Origin of the sequence: Streptomyces parvus (assembly GCF_032121415.1) — a bacterium.
GTDB classification, from domain to species: Bacteria; Actinomycetota; Actinomycetes; order Streptomycetales; family Streptomycetaceae; genus Streptomyces; species Streptomyces globisporus_A.
Map to the genome: position 1 here is coordinate 6,238,258 of NZ_CP135079.1, position 22,256 is coordinate 6,260,513.

Genomic DNA, 22,256 nt, shown 5'->3' on the forward strand with positions numbered 1-22,256 from the left:
GCCGAGGCCACCCCGTACGGCTGGTCGACCGGTCGGGGAGCGGCCCCGCGCTCGGCGACATCGACCTGCCGCACGGCTACCCGTACATCGAGGACGTCGCGGTCGGCCTCGCCACCCTCGGCGGACACCCGGACGCCGACGGTCGCGTCCGGCACCTCCCCCCGCACCGGCCCGCACCACCCGGGAGATCCTCGCGCTCGGGGGAGTGCCTCGCCGCCCGCCGCCGAGGCGCGGTCCGGCCCCGGGCGCCGTACCGCACACCCGGGGCCGGACCGCTGCTACGACTGCTCAGTAGCGCAGCCGGGACAGATACCGGTAGCTGGCCCGCGCCGAGGCGAACGGGTCGGCCGGGGCGTCGTGCTCCACCAGCCACTGCTTCACCCCGCCCTGCCGCGCGGTGTCGAACATCGCCGGGAAGTCCAGGATCCCCGACCCGACGTCCGCGAAGTCCCCGTTGGGCGCCATGTCCTTCACATGGAGTGCGGGGAAGCGCCCCCGGTGCCGGACGAACAGTTCGCCCGGGTCGGACGAGCCACCGTCGGCCGCCCAGTACAGATCCAGCTCGAAGCCGACCAGTTCCGGATCGGTCTCCTTCAGCAGGATGTCGTACAGGCTGACGCCGTCCACCACTTCATGGTCGCTGCCGTGATTGTGGTAGAGCAGCTTGAGCCCGGACTCCCGGGCGGCCAGGCCCGCCCGGTTGAACTGCCGTGCCACCTCCCGGTATCCGTCCGGCGAGTGCAGCGAACCGGGCAGGCTCGGCACCACGATCCACCGACCGCCGAGGGTGTGGACGTCCTCCAGGGCCTGCGAGAGCCCCGAGCCGGTCACGGTGCCGTAGCCGACATGCTCCAGCACCGCCTTGAGCCGGGCGCGATCCAGCATCTGCCGGATCGCGGCGGGGGAGTTGCCGTGCCGGCCGCTCACGCCGACCGTCGCGTACCCGATCTGCGCGAGCTGCTCCAATGTCCCCGCGAAGTCCGCCGCGAGCGGCGTCCGCATGGTGTACAGGTGCATACCGATCCCCGACGGCGGGATCCGCCGGCACCCCCGCCGGGCCGTCGCGGCAGCCGGGGCCGCGCCGAGGCCGACGGCGGCCACCGCCCCCAACGCCGTACCGAGAAAGGCTCTTCGGGCTCCGTTCGCCTGCTGCGTTCCCACGGGACTCCTCACTTCACGTCGATGCGGACGGCGCCGGTGGTCGTGTCGCCCCTGTTGTCGGTGACCGTGAGATGCGCGGTGTAGGCGCCCTTGCGGTCGTAGGTGTGCGCCGCCGTCGGCCCCTCGGTGCCGGAAGGCTTCACGTTGTCGCCGAAGTCCCAGTGGTACGAGGCGATCGTGCGGCCCTCGGCGGGCTTGACCGCGCTGCTCAGCGACACGGCGAGGGGAGCGGTGCCGGACGCGGGTCCGGCCTTCACCGTCACCTTGGTCCCGCCCTTCTTCTCCACACCCGGACCGTTGAAGTGCAGCCAGTCGACCGAGAGCAGATCCGCCTTGCCGGGAGCCCAGTCCGGGTTGGTGAAGACCGCGTACAGCGTGGTCGAACCGCCCGGATCCTTCAGCTCCGTCGTCGGGGAGGTCAGCTTCTCGTAGCCCCCGGTGTTCGGGATCTTCACCGAACCCAGCAGCTCGCCGGTGGGGGAGCCGGCCCGGAACTCCACCGTGCCGCCGAGACCGCCGGAGGACGCGCCGACCGTCACCGAGTCGACCTTCTTCAGGTTCACCGGGTCGAAACTGACCCAGTCCCCGGCCTCGATCTCGATCAGCCGCTTCCCACCGGACGCGTCGGCCCGGCTCCCGATCTCCACACCTCCGTTGGAACCACCGGTCGCCGTGCGGTGCTCGGCCTCACGGAAGGAGGTGCGCAGGGTCAGCGAGGTGGAGCCGGTCAGCGCCGGGGCGTCCGGAGCGCCCTTGTCCTCGTACTGGGCGGTGATCCCGTAGTAGAGGTTCTGCCCCGGGCCGTGGCTGTCTCCCGCGTCCGTGACGATCTCCCCCGCGCAGCCGGTGTAGTTGTCCAGCGGATGCAGATGGGTGTCGTGGCCGAGCTGCGACTGCACCACGACCCGCGAGCAGTCGATCGGCCCGCTTTCGTCGTCCTCCGCGTCGGTCACCTTCACCGTGAAGGGGATCGTGTCACCGAAGCTGAACATCCCGCCCTCCGGAGGATGTTGGATCGTCACCTCGGGACGGGTGTTGCCCACCGTGATGTCCTGCACCGCGAGGGCCGTCAGTTCGTCGGGGCCGGTCACCGAGAGCCGCGCGGTGTGCAGCCCCTTCGCGGTGTAGGTGTGCGAGGGGTTGGCCTCGGTCGAGTCGGTGGTGCCGTCGCCGTCGAAGTCCCAGGCATAGGTGATGGGTTGGTCTCCGGGCAGCCCCGAACCCTGGCTGGAGAACTTCACGGCCAGCGGGTCCGGTCCGCTGTCCCGGTCGACAGAGATCTTGGCGTCGGGCAGCCGGCCGTCGCCCACGTAGTCGATCCGGTAGATGCCCGCGCCCTCGTTGCTGCCCCCGCGGCCGGTACCGCTGCCGAGGCCGAAGTCGATGACGTAGAGCGCCCCGTCGGGACCGAAGTCCGCGTCGAAGGGCTGGTTCCACTCCATGTCCTCGAAGATGCCGTTGATCGACTGGAGGTCGCCCGCCTGTACCGGGCCGAACCGGGGGTCGGTGAACGTCTGGTCCTCGCTCTGGTACGAGAACGTCTTGAACCAACGCCGGGTCAGCTCGTAGTTGAACGCCTTCCCCTCGAAGTACTCGGGGAACTTGGTGCGGTAGGCGTTGTCCGGGTCGTAGTCGTAGACCGGGCCGCCCATCGGACCGCCGCCCCCGGCGCCCACCTCCGGGAACTCCACCGACGCGGAGTACGCGTACCAGACCGTCGCGGGCTGGGCCGGCGGCAGCTCCCGCAGACCGGTGTTGTTCGGGGAGTCGTTCACCAGGGCCGAGCAGTCGAACTTCGGGCCGGACGTCTTCGTCGCGAAGTCGTAGTCGTTGAAAGGGGTGTTGTCCCCGATGCAGTACGGCCAGCCGAAGTTGCCCGCCTCCGTGATACGGGTGTACTCGACCGTGCCCTCCGGACCCCGGTCCGCCTTCGCCTGGCGGGCGTCGGGGCCGTAGTCCGCGACCATCAGGGCCCCGCTGATCGGATCGGTGGTGATCCGGAACGGGTTGCGCATCCCCATCGCGTAGATCTCGGGCCGCGTCTTCTCCGTACCCGGGGCGAAGAGGTTCCCCTCGGGGACGGAGTACGTCCCGTCGTCCTTCGGGGTGATCCGCAGGATCTTGCCCCGCAGGTCGTTGGTGTTGCCCGCGGTCATCTGCGCGTCCCAGGCGCGGCGGCCCCCGCCTTCGTCGATCGGAGTGAAGCCGTCGGAGGCGAACGGGTCGGTGTTGTCGCCGGTCGCCGCGTACAGGTTGCCGTCCTTGTCGAAGGCGAGCGAACCGGCCATGTGCGAGTTGGCCCGCCCCTCGCCGCGCAACGTCGGCACGGTCAGCAGCCGCTTTTCGGAGGCCGGGTCGACGGTGTTGCCGTCAGCGGTGAAACGGGACAGGTTCAGCCGCTTCTCGACCTTGTCGGAGTAGAGCAGGTAGAGCCAGTTGTTCTCGGCGAACCCGGGGTCTAGCGTCAGCCCCAGCAGGCCGTCCGACTGGCTGGTCATCTCCGGGGTGTACGCGAAGTCCAGCGCGGTGGAGACCTTCATCGTCTCCTGGTCGATCACCTTCAGCTTCCCGGTCCGCTGGGCGAAGAACACCCGGCGGTCGGGGGCGACGGCCAGTTCGAACGGGTCGGCCAGATCGCTCGTGGCCAGCGGGGTCCGCTGGAACGAACCGGTGCGCGTCGCGGTGCAGTCGCCCTCCGCCGCACCGGCCGCCCACTGGATGCCGCCGAGCAGGTGCTGGACGAACGCCTCCTCCTCGAAGGCCGCCTTGTCGTGCCCGCCCGCCGTGAACCAGGACCGTCCCCCGTCGTAGTTCTGGCACCAGGAGAACGGGTGGTCGACGCCCTCGTCGAGCCCGTCGATGCCGTCGCGCACCTTGATCTGGGCGAGGGTGTGCACCTTGGACGTGGGGTTGGTGCGCCAGTTGTACCACTCCTCCTTGCGCTCCCAGAGGTCGGGAAGGTGCTGCGTGGAGGGGTGCGCGTGGTCGAGAACCTTGATCCGGCCGGTCTGCGGGGTGGGGTGCTTGTCGAAGATCGCGCCGACCAGGCCCTCGTACCACTCCCAGTCCCGCTCACTGGCGGATGCGGAGTGCAGCCCGACCCAGCCGCCGCCCGCCCGGATGTACCGCTGGAGCGCGGCCCGCTCCTCCGCGTTCAGCAAGTCACCCGTCTCCGGTGTGGAGTTGGTGTTGTTGAAGACGACCGCCTGGAAGCGGTCGAGGTCCGCGTCGTTGAAGACCGAGGAGTCGGCTGTGGCCTCCACCGCGAAGCCGTGCTCGGCTCCGAGCTTCTCGACGGCCGCGACGCCCGCGGGGATCGAGGGGTGGTCGGAGTTGGTGACCTCGGAGTAGACGAGCACCCGGTACGCATCGGCTGCCTGCGCGCCGGTCGGCGACGCCACCAGCAGAGCGAGGACCAGCGCCAGGAGCGAGGTGACGGCGATGAGGGGGGACGGGCCGCCGGGGAATCGGCCGACGCGGCCGGCCCGGTGTAACGAAGGGCGTCTCATGGGGCGCTCCCTGTGCGGTAGAAGCCGACTGTGGGGTGTATAGAAAGCGCTTTCTGAAGTACGCCGTTCAGAGTAGGTTCAGCTCTCGGACGCGGTCAATGGGTCTGCAGGGCCCACGGCGCCGGGCGGGACGCGGCCGGTCTGCCCGGGCTGCGAGGGTCCGGCCGACCGGTCGGGCCGGGCGACGGGAGGCGCATGGTCGCGGGTGGAGGTCGGTGGCGGGGGTTACGGTCGGACTCCCGGCGGCGGTCCGCGCCGGGAGCGCTGAGTCCGCATATGTGCCGAAGCCGCGAAGCCGCCGGCACGGCGAACCCGCCGGGCCCGCCGGCCCGCCGAACGGAGTCCGGGATGGCCGCCGACGCCACCATCACCGCCGCCGACGTCCGCTCGGCCGCGCTCTCCCTGCCCGACACCACCGAGAAGCCCGCTTGGGGGCTTCCGGGCGGCGGGCAAGATCTTCGCCTCGCTCGGCGACGACGAGACGTCGATGGGCGTGAAGTGCCCCCGGGGGACCGTGCCGAGCTGATCGCCGCCGAGCCGGAGAAGTTCCTCATCCGCGAGGGGCACGACGACCACTGCGCCTGGATGCGGGTCCGGCCGGCGGCGCTGGAGGACGCGGACGAGGTGGCCGCCATCCTCGCCGACTCCTGGCGGCAGGTCGCCCCGCGACGGTTGGCGGCGGCACATCCGGAGCCGGCCGGGCCGGGGGAGGGGGACGGCCCAGAGGCGGGCGCCCGGACGGCGCGGCCCGCGGCTAGGGCTCGCGAGGGCGATGGGCCAGACCCGCCACCCACGTCAGGGGCGCAGGAATCCGGTGATCCGCTCGCGCAGGCCCTGCGGGTCCAGGCCGTGGGCCGTGACGTGGTCCTCCATCTGCCCGTACCGCCGCAGCTCGGCGCGGCCCACCCCCAGCCCCAGCACCCGGTGGGGCAGATCCCTGAGCGCTTCGCCGGCCGCAGCGGAGGAGGTGCCCGCGAGATACGGCTCCACGACCACCACGTCCGCGGTCGCGGCCGCCCCGGCGGCCCGGCGTACCCCCACCGCGTCGAAGGGCCGCACGGTCGTCGCGTACAGCACGGTGACGTCCAGCCCCTCGGTGGCGGCCAGGACGTTGTCGAGCAGGGGGCCGACGGCGATCACGGTCCCGCGCCGCCCCTCGCGCACCACGGAGAACCCGGAACCGCCGCTCACCGGCCGCGCCACCCGGTTCTCCTGGAGCGAGAGGCGTACGTACACCCGGTCGTCGCCGGTGACCGCTTCCCGCAGCAGGGCTTCGGCCTCGTCCGGATGGCCCGGCACGTGCACCGTCCAGCCGTCGAGCGTGTCGAGCAGGGCGACATCGCCGGGTGCCATATGGGTGAAGCCTCCGGCCGGCCAGTCGTACGAGCCGGCGGCGCTCACCAGGATGCCGCCGACGCCCTGGTGCCCGAAGTCCAGCTTGACCTGCTCGAACGGTCGCTCGACCAGGAAGCTGGCGAAGGTGTGCACGATCGGCCGCATTCCCGTCAGCGCCATGCCGGCGCCGGCTCCGACCAGCAGCTGTTCCCGGATGCCGACGTTGATCACTCGGTCCGGGTGGGCGCGCCGGGCCGGGGCGAAGCCGTCGGCACTGATGTCGGCGAGCACGACGGCCAGCCGCGGCTCCTCGTCCAGGAGCTGCGAGGCGGTGCTGATGAATCGGTCACGCATGGTGTCCATGAAGGGTCCCTCCCGGGTTCTCGGTCTGCTGCGGTCAGTTCTTGGGCTCGACGCGGGCGACGACGGCCAGCGGCCTGCCCGGGTGGGGCGTGGTGAACGCCTCGTACAGGGCCTCGTGGTCGCGGCCGTCCACGGTCACCGCGTCCCATCCGGCGGACGCGAACCGGGAAGCGATCCCGCCGGGCCAGCCGTGGGTGGCGGACGCGTTGTCGATCACGAGGGTGTGCAGCTGGTCGAGCCCGGCAGGGCCCGCGTGGGCGATGGCCTCGTGGTTGCTGCCCTCGTCCAGCTCGGCGTCGCCGATCAGAACCCAGACCCGGGGGTCGGTGAGGCCCTGGGCGCGTAGGCCCAGCACTGTCCCGACGGCGAGCGGCAGCCCGTGCCCCAGGGACCCACTGCCGATCTCCGCCCCCGGAACCAGCAGCCGGTCCGGGTGGTGGCCGAGCGGCGAGTCGTACGACCCGAAGCCGGGCAGCAGCCCCTCGTCGAAGAAGCCGTGTGCGGCGAGGACGGCGTAGTAGGCCATCGGCCCGTGCCCCTTGGACAGCAGGAAGCGGTCCCGCCCGGGTTCGTCGACCGTGTCCGGTGTGACCCGGAGCACCCGGTTGTAGAGGACCCACAGGGCGTCGAGCGTGGAGTGGGCGGCCGGGGCGTGCTTCTCCGCCCCGGTCATCAGGGAGATCAGCCGGGGCAGATCCAGGAAGTCGGGCGAGGGCAGGGGTGCGGGTGCGGCCTGGCGGTCGTGGGCCGGTGCGGTTGTCGTGTTCGTCATGGCCCCGAGCGTTCAACATCAACCAAGGTTGAGGTCAAGCGGGGAATGCTGTTGGTGACCACCTGCCGGAGTGCGGTATTGTTCTCATGCGCGTTCGGCCAGGGGAAACCCCAGGTCAGACGGGCAGCGGGACGTGGCGCAGCTTGGTAGCGCACTTGACTGGGGGTCAAGGGGTCGCAGGTTCAAATCCTGTCGTCCCGACTGGAGACAGTCGTCGATCAAGGGCTGGTTTCGGGTGAATCCGAAACCGGCCCTTTGATCATTTCTGGCGGTCGATCAGGTGGCCAGGGACGATGTGAGCCCTGTTCACGATGCCCGACGTGACCGGACCGAGGCGATGGCCCCCAGGGCGGCGCCGACGGCCAGCACGACGAGCCCTCTCAGCCAGACGTCCTGCTCGATCCGGGTCGCGAGCAGCACACAGGACAGGGCACCGAGCACCGGAACGACGGTCGGCGCCCGGAAGTGCGCCCGACCTGTCGCGTCGCGGCGGAGCACGAAAAGCGCGGTGTTGACGAGGAAGAACACCACCAGGAGCAACAGGACCAGCGTGGAGGCGAGCGTCGACACATCGCCGGTCAGCGCGAGGAGCAACGAGAGCACGGTGGTCGTCGTGATGGCGGCCCACGGGGTGCGCCGTCCGGGAAGGACCTTCGTCAGAAAGCGGGGGAGGAGACCGTCCCGCGCCATGCCGTAGGCCAGACGTGAGGACATGATCCCCGTCAGCAGGGCTCCGTTCGCGACGGCCACCAGAGCCACGGCGCCGAACAGCTCCGTGGGCACGCCTCCTGCCGCGCGGACGACTTCGAGCAGGGGCCCGCTGGACTCCGTCAGCGCTTTCGTCGGCACGGCCGCGGACGCGGCTGCCCCGACCAGGGCGTACACCGCGCCCGCTGTGAGGAGCGCGCCGAAGAGCGCCCGAGGGTAGGAGCGGCGGGGTTCGAGGGTCTCCTCGGCCACGTTGACAGAGGTTTCGAACCCCACGAACGAGTAATAGGCGAGTACGGCACCGCTGAGCACGGCAGCCACCGGGCCCTCGTCTGATGTGCCCAGGTCGGTGAGTCGGCCCAGATCTCCGTCGCCCCGCAGCACGATCCAGGCGCCGAGGCCGATCACCAGGAGCAGCCCGCTGACCTCGATGACCGTGGCGACGACGTTGGCCCGGGTCGACTCGCTGATGCCTCGCGCGTTCAGCAGCGCCAGCAGCGCGAGGAAGACGACCGTCACCAGCACCACGGGGAGGGTGACGAACTCGGTCAGATAGTCACCGCCGAACCCTCGGGCGAGGGCGGCCACCGAGACCACCCCGGCGGCCAGCATGCAGAAGCCGGCGAGGAACCCCAGGAACGGCCCGTAGGCCAGAGTCGCGTAGTGGGAGGCGCCGCCGGCCCGCGGATACTTGGTGACCAGCTCCGCATACGAGGCGGCTGTCAGCAGGGCCAGGCACAGGGCCACGACCAGGGGGACCCAGATGGCGCCGCCGGACTCGGCGGCTACCTGGCCCACCAGGACGTACACGCCCGCCCCCAGGACGTCTCCCAGAATGAAGAAGTAGAGCAGCGGGGTGGTCAAGGCCTTCTTGAGCGGTGTCGACGACTCCGCGGCCGGAGACGGGGGGAAGGGAGGTTTCACGGGCGGCGGGTACCCAGCCCGCCTTCCGGTAGTCGACCCATCCCCCTAATGCCTTCCTCGGGGAGCCGACGCGCGGGCGGGGTCACTCCTTGGGGGCATCTTCCCGGCCTTCGAACACCCGGCGTGCGACAGCGCCCTCGTCATCGATGAGGCCGCCGTCGGCCGGCGGAAACACGGCACCGCAGTGTTCGCACAGCGGCCCCGTTCCCGCGGGAGTGCCGCATGCCATGCAGAAATGCCGCTTGCCCTCTTCCTTCGATGTCGCAGTCATGGTTCTCCTTCGTGGTGGGTTGCTGCGCCGGGTACCCGTATCCGACGAGATGACTCGGCTGCCGAGCGCGGATCGGAGGGCCGGGCGAAGCGTGAAGCCCGCCTCGTGGGTACCCACCCCTCGACGACGAGAGGATTCGATGGTGTCGGGAGGGCCGGGGCCGCATGCCGAACGGGGCGGACCAGTGGAGAGCGCGGATCTCAGGGGCGGTGAATCGCTGAGTCCGCCGGTACGGGGCGTTCCGTGCTGGGTGAACGCGATGGTCGATGACCTGGCCGGGGTTCGTGCCTTCTATGGCGAGGTGCTGGACTGGACCTTCCGCTCCGGTTCGCTGGGCGACCGGTTCCTGCTCGCGACGGCAGGCGGGGAGCCCGTGGCGGGTCCGGCGGCGCACCGGCCGGGTTTCCCCGCCGCGTCGGTGTGGACGCCCTACTTCGCCGTCCGGGACGTGGATGCCACGGCGGCACGGATCCAGGAACGCGGCGCCACGGTCGCGGCGGGGCCCATGGCGCTGGGGAATGGGCGGGTCGGCCTGGCGGCGGATCCCGACGGGGCGACGTTCGGGTTCTAGGAGGGCCCCACGTCGCCCTGGCTCCCGGGCGAGGGCCGGGCGCCGGCGCGGCTCGATCTGCAGACCCGCGACGTGTTCCACGCCGCCATGTTCTACGGCGACGTCCTCGACTGGGCCTTGGAGGCCATCGACATCCTCTACCGGGGCGACCATGTTCTGGTGACGCTGAAGGGCCGGGTGGTTCGCTCCCTCCAGGGCGGCAGTGTGCAGACTGCGCCGCAACCTCATCTGCGCCCCCGCTGGCTCGTCAGCTTCGTCGTGGACGACATGGAGCAGGCCGTCTCGGCGGCCATGAGAGCGGGGGGCGAGAGGCCCCGGCCTTCCTCCACCTGGACTCCGGAGGGCTTTTCCCGGGTCCTGCAGGACCCCGAAGGGAGGTTGTTCTCCCTCGCCCACCGGGAGACCTGACGCCGGGCGGGGAAGCCGGAACCTGTGTTACAAATTGTCGTTCGGTCCTCGTGGCCGGTTGGTCGGCGGCTGTTCGGACGGAAGCAGTTCCGCAAGCGGCCCTCCATCGTCGTGCTCGATTCCCCTTGAGCCCGCCGAGGGGCCGTGAAGGAGCGCACCTCCGTCCCGCCGGTGCCTGCGAGGCTACGTTTCCGAGGCGAGGAGCCCACGTGGGCGACGGGGCAGGCACATCGGTCCAGGTGGTCGTTGAGCGCGAGCTGGCCGCTGCGCTGGACCGCTTGGACGTCGGCGTGTTCGCGCTCGACGGCCAGGAGCGGATCGTCTGGGCCAACGCGGCGTCCTTGGCCATCCTCTCGTGTTCTGCCCCGGAGGTCGTCGGCCGGGACCTCCACGCGCTGTTTCACCCCGACGGCCGGCAGGTGCCGGCGCCGCGGGCGTACGGCGACGGCGTGGGGACGCCGTCCGCCCCTACCGGGGACCGGACGTGCCTGGTGCGGGGCGACGGGTCGCCCCTGCCGGTGCGGTGGTTTCCCCTGCCTCTCCGGCCCGAGGGCGAATGCGGTGTGCGCCTGTGCGCCTTCGATGCCGATGACGGCGGGTCGGGGAACCGCCCTGCCGGAGAGTCCGTTTCCACGCGCGTCCTGTCGGAGCGGGATCGACTGGCTCTGCTGGCCGACACCACCGCCCAGCTGATCGACAACATCGACGTGGACGAAGCCTTGCGCAGAGTGGTGAAGCTGATGCTGCCACGGCTCGGCGACTGGGCGGTCATCGATCTGATCACGGAGACGGACGAGGTGAACCGGTCGCTCGTGGTCCACGCCCACGCGGACGGACTGAAGGCGCGCCAGGATCTCCAGGGGCCCATGCCACCCGTGCCCGCGTCGTCACCCATGCCGCTGTCCAAAGCCCTGCGCGGGGTGGCCTCCACCCTCGCCGGACCCAGGACCTACGACGTACCGCCCGACAGCGCGGTGGCGGTGGAGCAGCGGAAGCTGTTCGCCGCGACCGGCATCGAGACGGCGGCCATCGCCCCCGTCAAGGGGCCGAGCGAGGTCCTCGGCGCCATCACACTGGGGCGCACCGCGGGCGAGGACCCCTTCACCTCCGCCGACCTGGGGCTGCTGGAGGACATCGGCCGGCGCATCGGCCTCGCCCTGGAGAACGCCCGCCACTACCAGCGCCAACGCCAGGTCGCCGCGACGATGCAGCGCTACCTCCTGCCCCAGCTGCCACGGCTGGCCGGGGTGGAGATGACGGCGCGCTACCTTCCGGCACCGGACGCCTCCCACGTCGGCGGCGACTGGTACGACGCCTTCGCGCTTCCCGACGGCGACACCGCTCTGGTCATCGGCGATGTCGTCGGTCACGACCTGGAAGCCGCTGCGGGTATGGCCCAGCTGCGCAACATGCTGCGCGCCTACACCTGGGCGCAGGACGATCCGCCGAACCGCACCGTCGAACGCCTGGACCGGGCCATGGGCCACATCACCGATGTTTCCATGGCCACCCTGGTCCTGGCCAGACTGACCACCGGCACCGCCGGGCGTCAGTCCCTGCGCTGGACCAACGCGGGCCACCCGCCTCCCTTGCTCCTCGACTCCGTCGGCGGGGCGCGGTTCCTCGACGAAGGCAGAGGGATTCTTCTCGGAGCCTCCACCGGCCCCCCACGGCCCGAGGGCCTTGTCGACCTGCTTCCGGGCTCGACGCTCCTCTTCTACACCGACGGCCTCATCGAATCCCGCCGCCACCCCCTTGACACCGGTCTGAAGAGGCTGCGCGAAGAGGCCGCCGAGCTGAACCATCGGCAACTGGACGACTTCGTGGACCAGTTGCTCGTGCGGTCACGCCCCGCCGACAACGACGACGACGTCGCCCTGCTCGCCATCCGCATTCCGGGGGCGCGCTGAGCGCGCGGTGGCCGAACGCGAGCGCGTCGACCCCAGGGTGGGGGATGCGGACCTCCTCCGCCCGAAGGGCGTCCGGAGTACAGACGGCTCAGTTGCAGAAGGCGGTGTCCGTCGCGGACATGACTGCCTTCGCGCTCTTCTCCGCGTCGCTGAAGGTTCCGGGGAGAGCGGTCACGAGCGGCCGTCGTCGGCCCATGGGTCAGAGTGGAGCCCATGTCCACCACGTACGCGACCATGCCGTTCCATCTGGAGACCGAGCGTCTGATACTCCGGCCGTGGGCCCAGTCCGACGCCGCCGCATTCTGCGACCTCCTCGCCGAACGGGGCAACGGGAAACCCCCTCAGGAGCGCATCCGTACGTCCATCGCGGAGTTTCTCGCCACGACGGAGACCACCGGGATCGCCCTGCTGCCCATCCGGCGCCGCGAGGAGGGCGACTTCATCGGCTACTGCGGACTGATCATCGGCCGCACCACCCTGGAGGAGCCCGAGATCGCGTACGAGCTGTTCCGGCGTGCGCACGGACACGGTTACGCCACCGAGGCGGCCGGCGCCGTACTCGAAGCCGCCGCGGCGACCGGGCGCAAGCGGCTCTGGTCGACCGTCGGCACGTGGAACACCCCCTCGCTCCGGGTACTGGAGAAGCTCGGATTCCGGCGGGATCACGTCTCCACGGAGGAGAGCAGTGAAGTGGCCTGGCTCACACGCTCGTTGCCGTGAGGCGACGTCGCACGTGCTGGGCGTACCGCCGGCGTTAACCGATGCGTCACGGCCTCTTCCGTTCTGTTCGGTTCTCTTGGAACATCCTGTTCGCTTCTGTTCCCCACACTCCAAGAGGCCCCTCACTCATGGCAGATATGAATCGGCGCCGCTTCTTCCAGATAGCCGGTGCGACGGCGGGATTCGCCGCCTTGTCGGGCAGCATCGACCGCGCTGCCGCCATCCCCGCCCACCGTGCCTCCGGGACGATCAAGGATGTCGAGCACATCGTCGTCCTGATGCAGGAGAACCGTTCCTTCGACCACTACTTCGGCGCGCTGAAAGGCGTCCGGGGGTTCGGCGACCCGCGGCCCGTGACGCTGCCGAGCGGGAAGTCCGTCTGGCATCAGGCCGATGCGGCGGGCAAGGAGACCCTGCCGTTCCACCCGACCGCCGACGACCTGGGGATGCAGTTCCTCCAGGGCCTCAACCACGACTGGGCGGGCGGCCACCAGGCGTACAACGACGGCCGTTACGACCGTTGGATCCCCGCCAAGACGCCGACGACGATGGCCTACCTGACCCGGGACGACATCCCCTTCCACTACGCGCTCGCCGACCGCTTCACCGTCTGCGACGCCTACCACTGCTCGTTCATCGGGGCCACCGACCCCAACCGCTACTACCTCTGGTCCGGTCACACCGGCAACGACGGCACCGGCGGCGGGCCGGTCCTCGGCAACGAGGAGCGGGGGTACGGCTGGACCACGTATCCCGAGAGGCTGGAGGAGGCCGGGATCTCCTGGAAGATCTACCAGGACATCGGCGACGGCCTCGACGGCCCCGGCGGCTGGGGCTGGATCGACGACGCCTACCGGGGCAACTACGGCGACAACTCGCTGCTGTACTTCGACAAGTACCGCAACGCCCAGCCCGGCAACCCGCTGTACGACAAGGCGCGTACCGGCACGAACGCGGCCGCCGGCGACGACTACTTCGACGGGATCGCGGCCGACGTCAAGAACGGGAAACTGCCGCAGATCTCCTGGGTCGCCGCGCCGGAGGCATTCACCGAGCACTCCAACTTCCCCTCGAACTACGGCGCCTGGTACATCGCCCGCCTGCTGGACGCGCTGACGTCCGATCCCGAGGTGTGGAGCCGTACCGCCCTGTTCATCACCTACGACGAGAACGACGGCTTCTTCGACCACGTCGTACCGCCCTACCCGCCGACCTCGGCGAACCAGGGACTCTCCACGGCCGACACCTCCACCGAGGTGTACGCGGGCGGCTCCTCGTACGGCCCCGGCGTCTACGGGCTCGGCCCACGCGTCCCGATGCTGGTCGTCTCGCCCTGGAGCACCGGCGGTTACGTCTGCTCCGAGACCTTCGACCACACCTCGGTGCTCCGCTTCATGGAGCAGCGCTTCGGGGTGCGCGAGCCCAACATCTCACCGTGGCGGCGTGCCGTCTGCGGCGACCTGACCTCGGCCTTCGACTTCGCGTCCACCGGTCCCGCCCCCGGAGACCTGCCCGACACCACCGCCTACGAGCCGCCGGACCGCGAACGGCACCTGGACTACCGGCCCACCCCGCCCGCCGTCGGCTCGATGCCGAAGCAGGAGCCGGGCAGCCGCCCCACCCGGCCGCTTCCGTACGCCCCGTACGCCGACGGGGCCGTCGACACGGGCACCGGGAAGATCGCGCTCACCTTCAGCCCGGGGGCGGCGGCCGGCGCGCAGTTCTACGTCACCTCCGGCAACCGCACCGACGCCCCGTGGACGTACACCGCCGAGGCGGGCAGGACGATCTCGGACGCCTGGAACTCCGCGTACTCCGGCGGTACTCACGACCTCACCGTCCACGGCCCGGGCGGCTTCCTCCGTACGTTCAGAAGCCGGGGTTCGACCGCCGGCCCCGAGGTCACCGCACGGCACAACGACGGGAGCGGCAACCTCGACCTGACCCTCACCAACCCCGGCGACACCGAGGCCCGGCTCACGGTCGCCAACGCCGCCGCCTACGGGGGAGCGGAGCAGACGGTCACCGTCCGGCCCGGCGCCACGGTGTCGCGCACGGTCGACCTGCGGGCCGGCAAGCGCTGGTACGACGTGTCCGTCACGGCCGAGGGCGACCCCGTCTTCCTGCGCCGCTTCGCCGGTCATGTCGAGACGGGGGCCGCCGGGGTCAGCGACCCCGCCACGGTCACCGACTGAGGGACGGACCGGACAACGGCGGTGCCCGGACCGGAATCGGTCCGGGCACCGCCGTTGTCCGGTCCGGGCGGGGTGGTGCGGTGTCCGGGTCAGCCCTCGCCGCCGGTGCCTCCTTCGCCGAGGGACGCGGCCTTGATCCCGCCCGTGATCTCGTCCAGGACGGACAGCTTCGGCGCGTCCTCGTTGATGTCGAACCCGGACCGGACCACGACGAGCATGTTCTTGGAGACGGGGGAGGGGAACACCAGCGATTCCACGTAGCCGTCGTCGCCCTTCTCCGTCGCCACCTTCCAGCGCACGACGTACCCCTTGCCGCCCGCCACCGTGACGGCCTCGGACTTCAGCTCCTCGTGCGAGGTGATCTTCCCGTAGCTCTCGCCACCGTAGGACTCCGTGGCGTTGACGGTGATGTCCTTCTTCGCCGCCTCCTCCGGGGTCCCCGCGGTGAGCTTCATGGCAGCCGCCGGGGCCGAGAACACACCGCCGCGCACACAGGTCTCGGCGGTGTCGCCGGGGCACGCGTGCTCACCCGTCGTCAGTCCCGCGCCGACCGCCCCGGAGGTTCCCTTCCACCCCTTGGGCACCGGGAGGCTGATCCCGGCGGCCAGGTCCGTGGCGAAGCCCGGCTCGGTCGGCGGGAGCTGCTGCTCCGGCCCCTGGCCTTCGCCCTTCCCTCCGTCGTTCCCCTTGCCGTCCTTGTCACCGCCGTCCGGTGCGCCCGGCAGATCGGGGGCGCCGGACGGCGAGGAGGCCGCGGTGTCCGGCCCGCCGCCGCCACGCTCCTCACCCAGCAGATACACGCCGCCACCGATGGCGGCGAGCACCACCACGCCGACCGTCACGCCGACGCCGATGCGGATTCCGCGACGGCGCGCCGCACCGGACGACGCGCGGACATGGCCGGTCCACTGCGCTCCGTCCCACCAGCGTTCCTGAGCGGGGCCTTTGCCTGAGTGCCCGGGGTCTGGATGCCAGCCGGGCGGGGTCATCTGGGTCACGGGGGCACCTTATGCGGATCGGGTGAGAAACACATGAACCGACCGCACGTCCTCGTCCGGGGCCCGCGCACGTCCCGCTTCGCGCACTCTTTCGCGCATCCGCCGGTCCCGGTCAGGGGCGGTCAGGGTTCGATCAGACCGGCCCTGATGGCGTAGCGGGTGAGCTCCAGGCGGTCCCTGAGGCCGAGCTTCTGGAGCAGGTTGGCGCGGTGCCGCTCCACCGTCTTGACGCTGATGAAGAGCAGCTCGGCGATCTCCTTCGAGGAGTTGCCCTCGGCGACCAGCTTGAGGATCTCCTCCTCGCGCTCCGTGATGGCCCGCGCCGGCAGGTCCTCGCCGTCCCTGGCCCGGTCGAGGAAATTCCGGATGAGCGCCGTCACCGCGCCCGGGTAGAGGAACGGCTCGTCGCGCATCGCCGCCCGGCAGGCCTCCACCAGGTCCCGGTCCGCGACCGACTTGAGGACGTACCCGGCCGCCCCCGCCTTCAACGCCTCGAAGAAGTACTGCTCGTTGTCGTACATCGTGAGCATCAGGATGCGCAGCCCCGGCATGACGCGGGAGAGCTCGCGCGCCGCCTGGAGGCCGGTGAGGCGCGGCATCGCGATGTCCAGGATGACCAGGTCGGGCTGTTCGCTGCGGGCCATCTCGATGGCCTCGGCGCCGTCGCCGGCCTCGGCGACGACCGTCAGGTCCGGTTCGCCGTCGAGGATCAGCCGGACCCCGCGACGTACGAGGGCGTGGTCGTCCGCCAGCAGGATGCGGGTCGGGGCGGCGGCGGCCCTGGCGGGCGTGGCGAAGGACGGTGAGGTGGGCATGGTCACTTGCTTCCGTTGCTTCCGTTCGGGACGGGCACATCGAGACGTACTTCGGTGCCGCCCTGCGGCCCGGGGCCGAGGGAGACCTCGGCGCCGATCAGCAGGGCGCGTTCGCGCATACCGCGCAGGCCTGCTCCCTCGGGGGCGTCACCGAGACCGCGGCCGTCGTCGCGGATGAGCAGTTCCACCCCGCCCTTGCTGCGCCGCAACGAGAGTTCGAGGTGAGCGGCGCGGGCGTGCCGGACCGTGTTGGTGAGGGCTTCCTGCGCGATCCGGTAGACGACCAGCTCCGCCTCCGCGCCCAACTCCGGCAGGTCCTTTTCCACCCGGCGGCGGATCGTCAGCCCGTCCGGCGTCGGGGTCTCGGTGATCAGGGCCGTCAGTGCGCTCCCCAGGCCCAGTTCCTCCAGCACGCCCGGCCGCAGCCGGCGCGCGATCCGGCGGATCTCGTCGAGCGACCCCCGGGTGATCTCCTGAACCTGCCGCAACTCCCCGCGCAGCGGCTCCGGGGCGTGGTCCGCGACCCGCTTCAGCTCCAGCAGTACCGCCGTCAGCGTCTGCCCGACCTCGTCGTGCAGCTCCTGCGCCACGCGGCGGCGCTCGGCCTCCTGGGCGGAGAGAGCACGGGCACTGCTGGTGGCGCGCTCGGCCTCCAGCCGGTCCAGCATGGTGTTGAACGTCTCGATCAGCGCGGCGATCTCACCGTGCCCCGCGACCTCGGGGCGCGGGCTCGGGCGCAGCAGATCGGTGGTCGTCATCGCACGGGTGACCCGTTGGAGCGGGAAGAGGCCGAGCCGGAGCAGGGCCGCGTTCGCCGCGAGCATGAACGCGATGCCGCCGGTCAGGATCATGGCCTCGGTCAGCAGGACCGGGGTCGAGACCGTGATCGGCCCGAGCAGCAGCAGAGCGCCGGCCGCGACCAGCACGGCGGCGTTGAGCAGGAAGATCCGCCAGAACAGGGACAAGGTCGAACGGCTCCTTCCGGAGGTCGGATCGTACGGGCGCGCTGACAGCCTCCACTATCGCCGCTGCCGCGGGGTCGCATGCCGTCGCGGGCCACGGTGTGCACCGTCGCCCGGCGGCGCCGGCGGCGGGGCATGCATTGACCGCCCTCGCGGGGGCGTCCGTCCTCGTCTGCATGGTGCGCACCCCCGGATATGGGTGCTGTCCCTGATGGCCCCCCGAGGCCCTCCCCGACGACCATGAGGTCCAGGGCCCCGGGGGGCCCTGCCCCGTGCCGCACCGCGGGGACCGGGGCTTCAAGGAGCCGAGAGGTTTCCGTACCGGGAGGGAGACACCATGCCCACGTACGACGAGCGGCTGCGCGATCTGGAGGAGCAGCTGCGTCACGACGATCCCGGGTTCGCCGAGGCGATGTCCGACGGGACCCCGCGCTCGCCGCGTGAGTACCGCCGCCGCAACGCCTGGCTGTGGCTCGCCGTCGGACTCGCCGCCCTGGGCATGGGCATCGTCATGGGCCACGGTCTCCTCATCGCCGCGGGCCTGGTCGTGTCCGGAGCGGCGGCCCAGCTCTTCGACCCGCAGCGCGGGCGCCTGCACGGGCGGGACATCCCCAGTTCGCGATAGCGCGCCCTGCGCCCTCAGCTCCCGCTGACGCGAGCCTCGACTCCCGATGGCTCTGTGGTCCGACCACATGCCCCGTGTGACATAGGCTGCATGTCCGGATCCGGCCGAGGCAGGGAGTGACGGATGCCCGTCGAATGGCAGCCCGTGCAGCAGTCCCGTACCCATGAGCTCGTGCTCCGCAGCATCGAGGAACGGGTCTTCGCCGGAGAGCTGCGGGCCGGTGACCGGCTGCCCCCCGAACGGGAACTGGCCCCGGCGCTCGGCGTCAGCCGCTCCGCCCTGCGCGAGGCGCTGCGGGTGCTGGAGACCATCGGAGTCCTGGTGGCCCAGCCCGGCCGGGGACCCGACGCCGGGGCCCGGATCGTGCGCAACCCGGACGACGCCTTGGGCCGGCTGCTCCGCCTGCACTTCGCCCTCGGCAGCTACAGCCTCCACGACGTTCTGGAGGCCCGAGTGGTCCTGGAGCGGTCCAGCTTCGAGGGCGCCGCCTGCCACGCGCCGGACGAGGACCTCGACGAGGCGGAGGAGCTGGTGGCGGGCATGGCGGAACCGGGGATCGGCGTGAGCGCCTTCAATGATCTGGACACCCGCTTCCATGTGCTCATCGCCCGCAGCTCCGGCAACGCCCTGACGTCCACACTGACCTCCGCCGTACGCGAGTCCGTGCGGCCGCTGATCCTGCGCGCCCTGGAAGCCGCCGAGGACTGGCCGGCCACCGCCCGTGCCCTCAACGCCGAGCATCGGACGCTTCTCACCCTCGTACGGGAGGGGAGCGGCGCGGAGGCCGCGGACCTGGTGGAGTGGCATATCCGCGGACTGCACGGGACGTTGGTGGAAGGCCCCACCGGCCCAACCACCCCTTAGAGGGCCCCGGGCTGCCCGACCCGACCCCGCCCCGGTCCGACTCCCCACCACGCCACGTGCTGCCGCACGTTCCCTTCGACGGCCTGTGCCTAGTATGGTCCGACCATAAAAACCTCAAAGTGAACCCGGCGGATACGGACGAGCCCCCTCACCCCGACCGCCGCGGCGAACCCGCCCGGGGAGGCCCCATGCGCATCGGACTCTTCGCCACCTGTCTGGGGGACACGCTCTTCCCCGACGCGGTGAAGGCAACCGCGATCCTGCTCACGCGCCTGGGCCACGACGTGGTGTTCCCGCCGGGGCAGACCTGCTGCGGACAGATGCACATCAACACCGGCTACCAGCGTGAACCCGTGCCCCTGGTACGTAACTTCGCGGACGGGTTCGGTGACGCCTCGATCGAGGCGGTCGTGATGCCGTCGGGCTCGTGCGCCGGTTCCGTCCGGCACCAGCACCGGATCGTCGCCGACCGCTACGGGGACGCCACGCTCCGCGCCGGAGTGGACACCGTCGCCGCGAAGACGTACGAGCTCTCCGAACTCCTCGTGGACGTCCTCGGCGTCACCCGGGTCGGCGCGTACTTCCCGCACCGGGTGACGTACCACCCCACCTGCCATTCCCTGCGGATGCTCCGCGTCGGTGACAAGCCGCTCCGACTCCTGCGCGCGGTCGAGGGCATCGACCTCGTCGAGCTGCCCGGCGCCGACTCCTGCTGCGGCTTCGGCGGCACCTTCGCGCTCAAGAACGCCGAGACGTCCACCGCGATGCTCCACGACAAGACGGACAACATCACGGCCACCGGGGCCGAGGTGTGCACCGCCGGGGACTCCTCCTGTCTGATGCACATCGGGGGCGGGCTCTCCCGGATCCGGTCCGGCACCCGCGCCCTGCACCTCGCCCGGATCCTCGCCGCGACCCGCACCACGCCCGACATCCTGACAAAGGCCTCCGTATGAGCACGTTCCTCGGCATGCCCGCCCCGCCGCCCCGCTCCCCGTACGGCACCGGAAACCTCCGCGGCGACCGGGCCTTCCCCCGCGCCGCCCACGACGAACTGGGCAACGAGCAGCTTCGCCGCAACCTCGGCCGCGCCACCGGCACCATCCGCGCCAAACGCCTGAGCGTCACCGGCGAACTGTCCGACTGGGAAGCCCTGCGCGACGCCGGCTCCGCCATCAAGACCGACACCATGAACCGGCTCCCCGAACTGCTCGAACAACTGGAGCGCAAGGTCACCGAACGCGGCGGCACCGTCCACTGGGCGCGCGACGCCACCGAGGCCAACGCGATCGTCGCCCGCCTCGTGAGAGCCACGGGCAGCGACGAGGTCATCAAGGTCAAGTCGATGGCCACGCAGGAGATCGGGCTCAATGAGCATCTGGAGTCCGTCGGGATCACCCCGTACGAGACCGACCTCGCCGAACTCATCGTCCAGCTCGCCGACGACAAGCCCTCGCACATCCTGGTGCCCGCCATCCATCGCAACCGGGACGAGATCCGGCAGATCTTCCGCGACCACATCCCCGGCGTCGACCCGGACCTGGACAACGCCCCCGCCCACCTCGCAGCCGCCGCGCGCGGCTACCTCCGCGAGAAGTTCCTGACCACGAAGGTCGCCGTCTCCGGCGCCAACTTCGCCGTCGCCGAGACCGGAACCCTGGCCGTCGTCGAGTCCGAGGGCAACGGCCGCATGTGCCTGACCCTGCCCGACACCCTCATCACCGTCATGGGCATCGAGAAGGTCCTCCCGCGCTACCAGGACCTGGAAGTCTTCCTCCAGCTCCTGCCCCGCTCCTCGACGGGGGAGCGGATGAACCCCTACACCTCGCTGTGGACCGGAGTGACGCCCGGCGACGGACCGCAGGACTTCCACCTGGTCCTCCTCGACAACGGGCGCACCGCCGCCCTCGCCGACGCGCTCGGACGGGCGGCCCTCAACTGCATCCGCTGCTCCGCCTGCCTCAACGTCTGCCCGGTGTACGAGCGCACCGGCGGCCACGCCTACGGATCGACCTACCCCGGGCCCATCGGCGCCGTCCTCACCCCGCAACTGGCCGGCATGCACGCGGCGAAGGACGACCCCAACAGCTCCCTGCCGTACGCCTCCAGCCTCTGCGGAGCCTGTTTCGACGCCTGCCCGGTCAAGATCGACATCCCCTCGCTGCTGGTGGAACTGCGCCACCAGCACACCGAGCAGACCGGCGTCACCCCGGAGAAGCTGGCAATGAAGGCGGCCGCAGCCGTGATGCGCCGCCCGGCCCTGTACGCCGCCGCACAGAAGGCGTCCGCCCTCGGCCGGGTCGTCGCGGGGCGGGACGGAACCATCTCGCGGCTGCCCCCACCGCTGAGCGGCTGGAGCGACAGCCGCGACACCGCTGCCCCGCCCCGCGAGACCTTCCGCTCCTGGTTCTCCTCCGACGAGGGCCGGGCCACCCTGCGGGCCGCGGCCGCCGAACGGAACAGCGACCACAACGAGGAGGACGCGACATGAGCAGCGCCCGCGACACCGTGCTGGGCCGGATCCGCGACGCCCTCGCACTGGCCCCGACACCCGCCGTCGTCGTCCCGCGCGACTACCGCACCGGCCGTGCCCTGCCCGACGACGAACGCCTCGCCCTCTTCACCGACCGGCTCCTCGACTACAAGGCTCGGGTGCACCTCTGCACGGCTGACCGCACCGCCGAGGTCATCGGTGAGGCACTGCGGGAGCACGGCGCGCGGCGCATCGGCGTTCCGGCCGGGCTGGACGCGCACTGGCTCACCGGGTACGACGGCGAGGTGCGGGAGGACCACCCCGACGTCTCGCCCGCGCAACTCGACACCCTGGACGCGGTGGTGACGGGATCGGCCGCCGGCTGCGCCGAGACCGGCACGATCTTCCTGGACGGTTCTCCCGGCCAGGGGCGCCGGGCGCTGTCCCTCGTTCCCGATCTGCACGTGTGCGTCGTCGACCTCTCCACCGTCGCGGCGGGCGTGCCCGAGGCGGTGGCACGCCTCGCGCCCGAACGGCCGACGACGCTGATCAGCGGGCCGTCCGCCACCTCCGACATCGAGCTGGAGCGGGTGGAGGGCGTCCACGGCCCCCGCACCCTGGTGGCGGTGATCCGCACAGACGCGTAGAGCCCGGGGAGCACTACCCGTGATC

19 protein-coding genes, 1 tRNA gene and 2 pseudogenes are annotated in these 22,256 nt (G+C 71.1%); 13 read left to right on the top strand and 9 right to left on the bottom strand.

The genetic code is table 11. The features are described 5' to 3' along the window. Positions 1–44: 44 nt before the first annotated feature. Positions 45–199: pseudogene (locus tag RNL97_RS29035) on the top strand (epimerase); the annotation flags it as partial. Positions 200–288: 89 nt separating this feature from the next. Here the strand turns inward: RNL97_RS29035 and RNL97_RS29040 are convergent. Continuing rightward, positions 289–1,017, bottom strand: a complete 729-nt coding sequence (locus RNL97_RS29040; protein WP_234313400.1) for a sugar phosphate isomerase/epimerase family protein — start codon at positions 1,015–1,017, stop codon at positions 289–291. Between the two features lie 152 nt (positions 1,018–1,169). Then, complete coding sequence (locus RNL97_RS29045) at positions 1,170–4,670, bottom strand: ThuA domain-containing protein (RefSeq protein WP_243315888.1); 3,501 nt, start codon at positions 4,668–4,670, stop codon at positions 1,170–1,172. Positions 4,671–5,018: 348 nt separating this feature from the next. Between RNL97_RS29045 and RNL97_RS29050 the strand changes: the two are divergent. Continuing rightward, positions 5,019–5,396: pseudogene (locus tag RNL97_RS29050) on the top strand (MmcQ/YjbR family DNA-binding protein); the annotation flags it as partial. Between the two features lie 69 nt (positions 5,397–5,465). Here RNL97_RS29050 and RNL97_RS29055 read toward each other — a convergent pair. Both RNL97_RS29055 and RNL97_RS29060 read right to left on the bottom strand, forming a co-directional pair. After that, the gene (locus tag RNL97_RS29055) at positions 5,466–6,368 is read right to left on the bottom strand and encodes a transketolase family protein (protein WP_030582279.1); all 903 of its coding nucleotides are present in this window, start codon (positions 6,366–6,368) and stop codon (positions 5,466–5,468) included. Positions 6,369–6,402: 34 nt separating this feature from the next. Further along, the gene (locus RNL97_RS29060) at positions 6,403–7,140 is read right to left on the bottom strand and encodes a thiamine pyrophosphate-dependent enzyme (RefSeq protein ID WP_030582276.1); all 738 of its coding nucleotides are present in this window, start codon (positions 7,138–7,140) and stop codon (positions 6,403–6,405) included. Between the two features lie 127 nt (positions 7,141–7,267). On the opposite strand from RNL97_RS29060, the gene RNL97_RS29065 reads away from it, so the two are divergent. Beyond that, positions 7,268–7,341: transfer RNA gene (locus RNL97_RS29065), tRNA-Pro, on the top strand. Positions 7,342–7,446: 105 nt separating this feature from the next. Here the strand turns inward: RNL97_RS29065 and RNL97_RS29070 are convergent. Together RNL97_RS29070 and RNL97_RS29075 are read right to left on the bottom strand one after the other, a co-directional pair. Beyond that, positions 7,447–8,712 (bottom strand): APC family permease, encoded by a 1,266-nt coding sequence (locus RNL97_RS29070; protein WP_313751380.1) that lies wholly within the window; start codon positions 8,710–8,712, stop codon positions 7,447–7,449. A 142-nt stretch (positions 8,713–8,854) separates the two neighbouring features. Beyond that, positions 8,855–9,043, bottom strand: coding sequence for a hypothetical protein (locus tag RNL97_RS29075; protein WP_313751381.1), 189 nt, complete (start codon positions 9,041–9,043; stop codon positions 8,855–8,857). 259 nt (positions 9,044–9,302) lie between these two features. On the opposite strand from RNL97_RS29075, the gene RNL97_RS29080 reads away from it, so the two are divergent. From RNL97_RS29080 to RNL97_RS29100, 5 genes are all read left to right on the top strand, one after another. Next, positions 9,303–9,614 (top strand): VOC family protein, encoded by a 312-nt coding sequence (locus tag RNL97_RS29080; protein ID WP_243315891.1) that lies wholly within the window; start codon positions 9,303–9,305, stop codon positions 9,612–9,614. Positions 9,615–9,671: 57 nt separating this feature from the next. Then, positions 9,672–10,022 carry a VOC family protein gene (locus RNL97_RS29085; protein ID WP_313751680.1) on the top strand — a complete coding sequence of 117 codons (351 nt, stop codon included), beginning with the start codon at positions 9,672–9,674 and terminating at the stop codon, positions 10,020–10,022. 209 nt (positions 10,023–10,231) lie between these two features. After that, positions 10,232–11,932: a SpoIIE family protein phosphatase gene (locus RNL97_RS29090; protein WP_313751382.1), complete on the top strand. Its 1,701-nt coding sequence runs from the start codon at positions 10,232–10,234 to the stop codon at positions 11,930–11,932. Between the two features lie 213 nt (positions 11,933–12,145). Beyond that, entirely contained in the window at positions 12,146–12,652 is a 507-nt protein-coding gene (locus RNL97_RS29095; protein WP_030582268.1) for a GNAT family N-acetyltransferase, read from the top strand. A 128-nt stretch (positions 12,653–12,780) separates the two neighbouring features. Next, entirely contained in the window at positions 12,781–14,847 is a 2,067-nt protein-coding gene (locus tag RNL97_RS29100) for a phosphocholine-specific phospholipase C (RefSeq protein ID WP_313751383.1), read from the top strand. Between the two features lie 89 nt (positions 14,848–14,936). Here the strand turns inward: RNL97_RS29100 and RNL97_RS29105 are convergent, their stop codons facing one another. The 3 genes from RNL97_RS29105 to RNL97_RS29115 form a co-directional block, all read right to left on the bottom strand. Further along, positions 14,937–15,845, bottom strand: a complete 909-nt coding sequence (locus RNL97_RS29105) for a DUF2510 domain-containing protein (protein ID WP_313751384.1) — start codon at positions 15,843–15,845, stop codon at positions 14,937–14,939. Positions 15,846–15,967: 122 nt separating this feature from the next. Then, positions 15,968–16,660: a response regulator gene (locus RNL97_RS29110; protein WP_032765478.1), complete on the bottom strand. Its 693-nt coding sequence runs from the start codon at positions 16,658–16,660 to the stop codon at positions 15,968–15,970. A 2-nt stretch (positions 16,661–16,662) separates the two neighbouring features. Continuing rightward, positions 16,663–17,625 (bottom strand): HAMP domain-containing sensor histidine kinase, encoded by a 963-nt coding sequence (locus RNL97_RS29115; protein ID WP_313751385.1) that lies wholly within the window; start codon positions 17,623–17,625, stop codon positions 16,663–16,665. 334 nt (positions 17,626–17,959) lie between these two features. On the opposite strand from RNL97_RS29115, the gene RNL97_RS29120 reads away from it, so the two are divergent. The 5 genes from RNL97_RS29120 to RNL97_RS29140 all read left to right on the top strand — a co-directional run bounded on the left by RNL97_RS29120 (position 17,960) and on the right by RNL97_RS29140 (position 22,231). After that, a complete protein-coding gene (locus RNL97_RS29120) occupies positions 17,960–18,247 on the top strand; it encodes a DUF3040 domain-containing protein (RefSeq protein ID WP_030582252.1) in 288 nt (95 codons plus the stop codon). A 123-nt stretch (positions 18,248–18,370) separates the two neighbouring features. Beyond that, positions 18,371–19,111, top strand: a complete 741-nt coding sequence (locus RNL97_RS29125; protein ID WP_030582249.1) for a FadR/GntR family transcriptional regulator — start codon at positions 18,371–18,373, stop codon at positions 19,109–19,111. A gap of 188 nt (positions 19,112–19,299) precedes the next feature. After that, complete coding sequence (locus tag RNL97_RS29130) at positions 19,300–20,067, top strand: (Fe-S)-binding protein (RefSeq protein WP_030582246.1); 768 nt, start codon at positions 19,300–19,302, stop codon at positions 20,065–20,067. Then, positions 20,064–21,602, top strand: a complete 1,539-nt coding sequence (locus RNL97_RS29135; protein WP_313751386.1) for a lactate utilization protein B — start codon at positions 20,064–20,066, stop codon at positions 21,600–21,602. The genes RNL97_RS29130 and RNL97_RS29135 overlap by 4 nt, the downstream gene beginning before the upstream one ends. Next, positions 21,599–22,231 (top strand): LutC/YkgG family protein, encoded by a 633-nt coding sequence (locus tag RNL97_RS29140; protein WP_313751387.1) that lies wholly within the window; start codon positions 21,599–21,601, stop codon positions 22,229–22,231. The genes RNL97_RS29135 and RNL97_RS29140 overlap by 4 nt, the downstream gene beginning before the upstream one ends. Positions 22,232–22,256 lie beyond the last annotated feature (25 nt).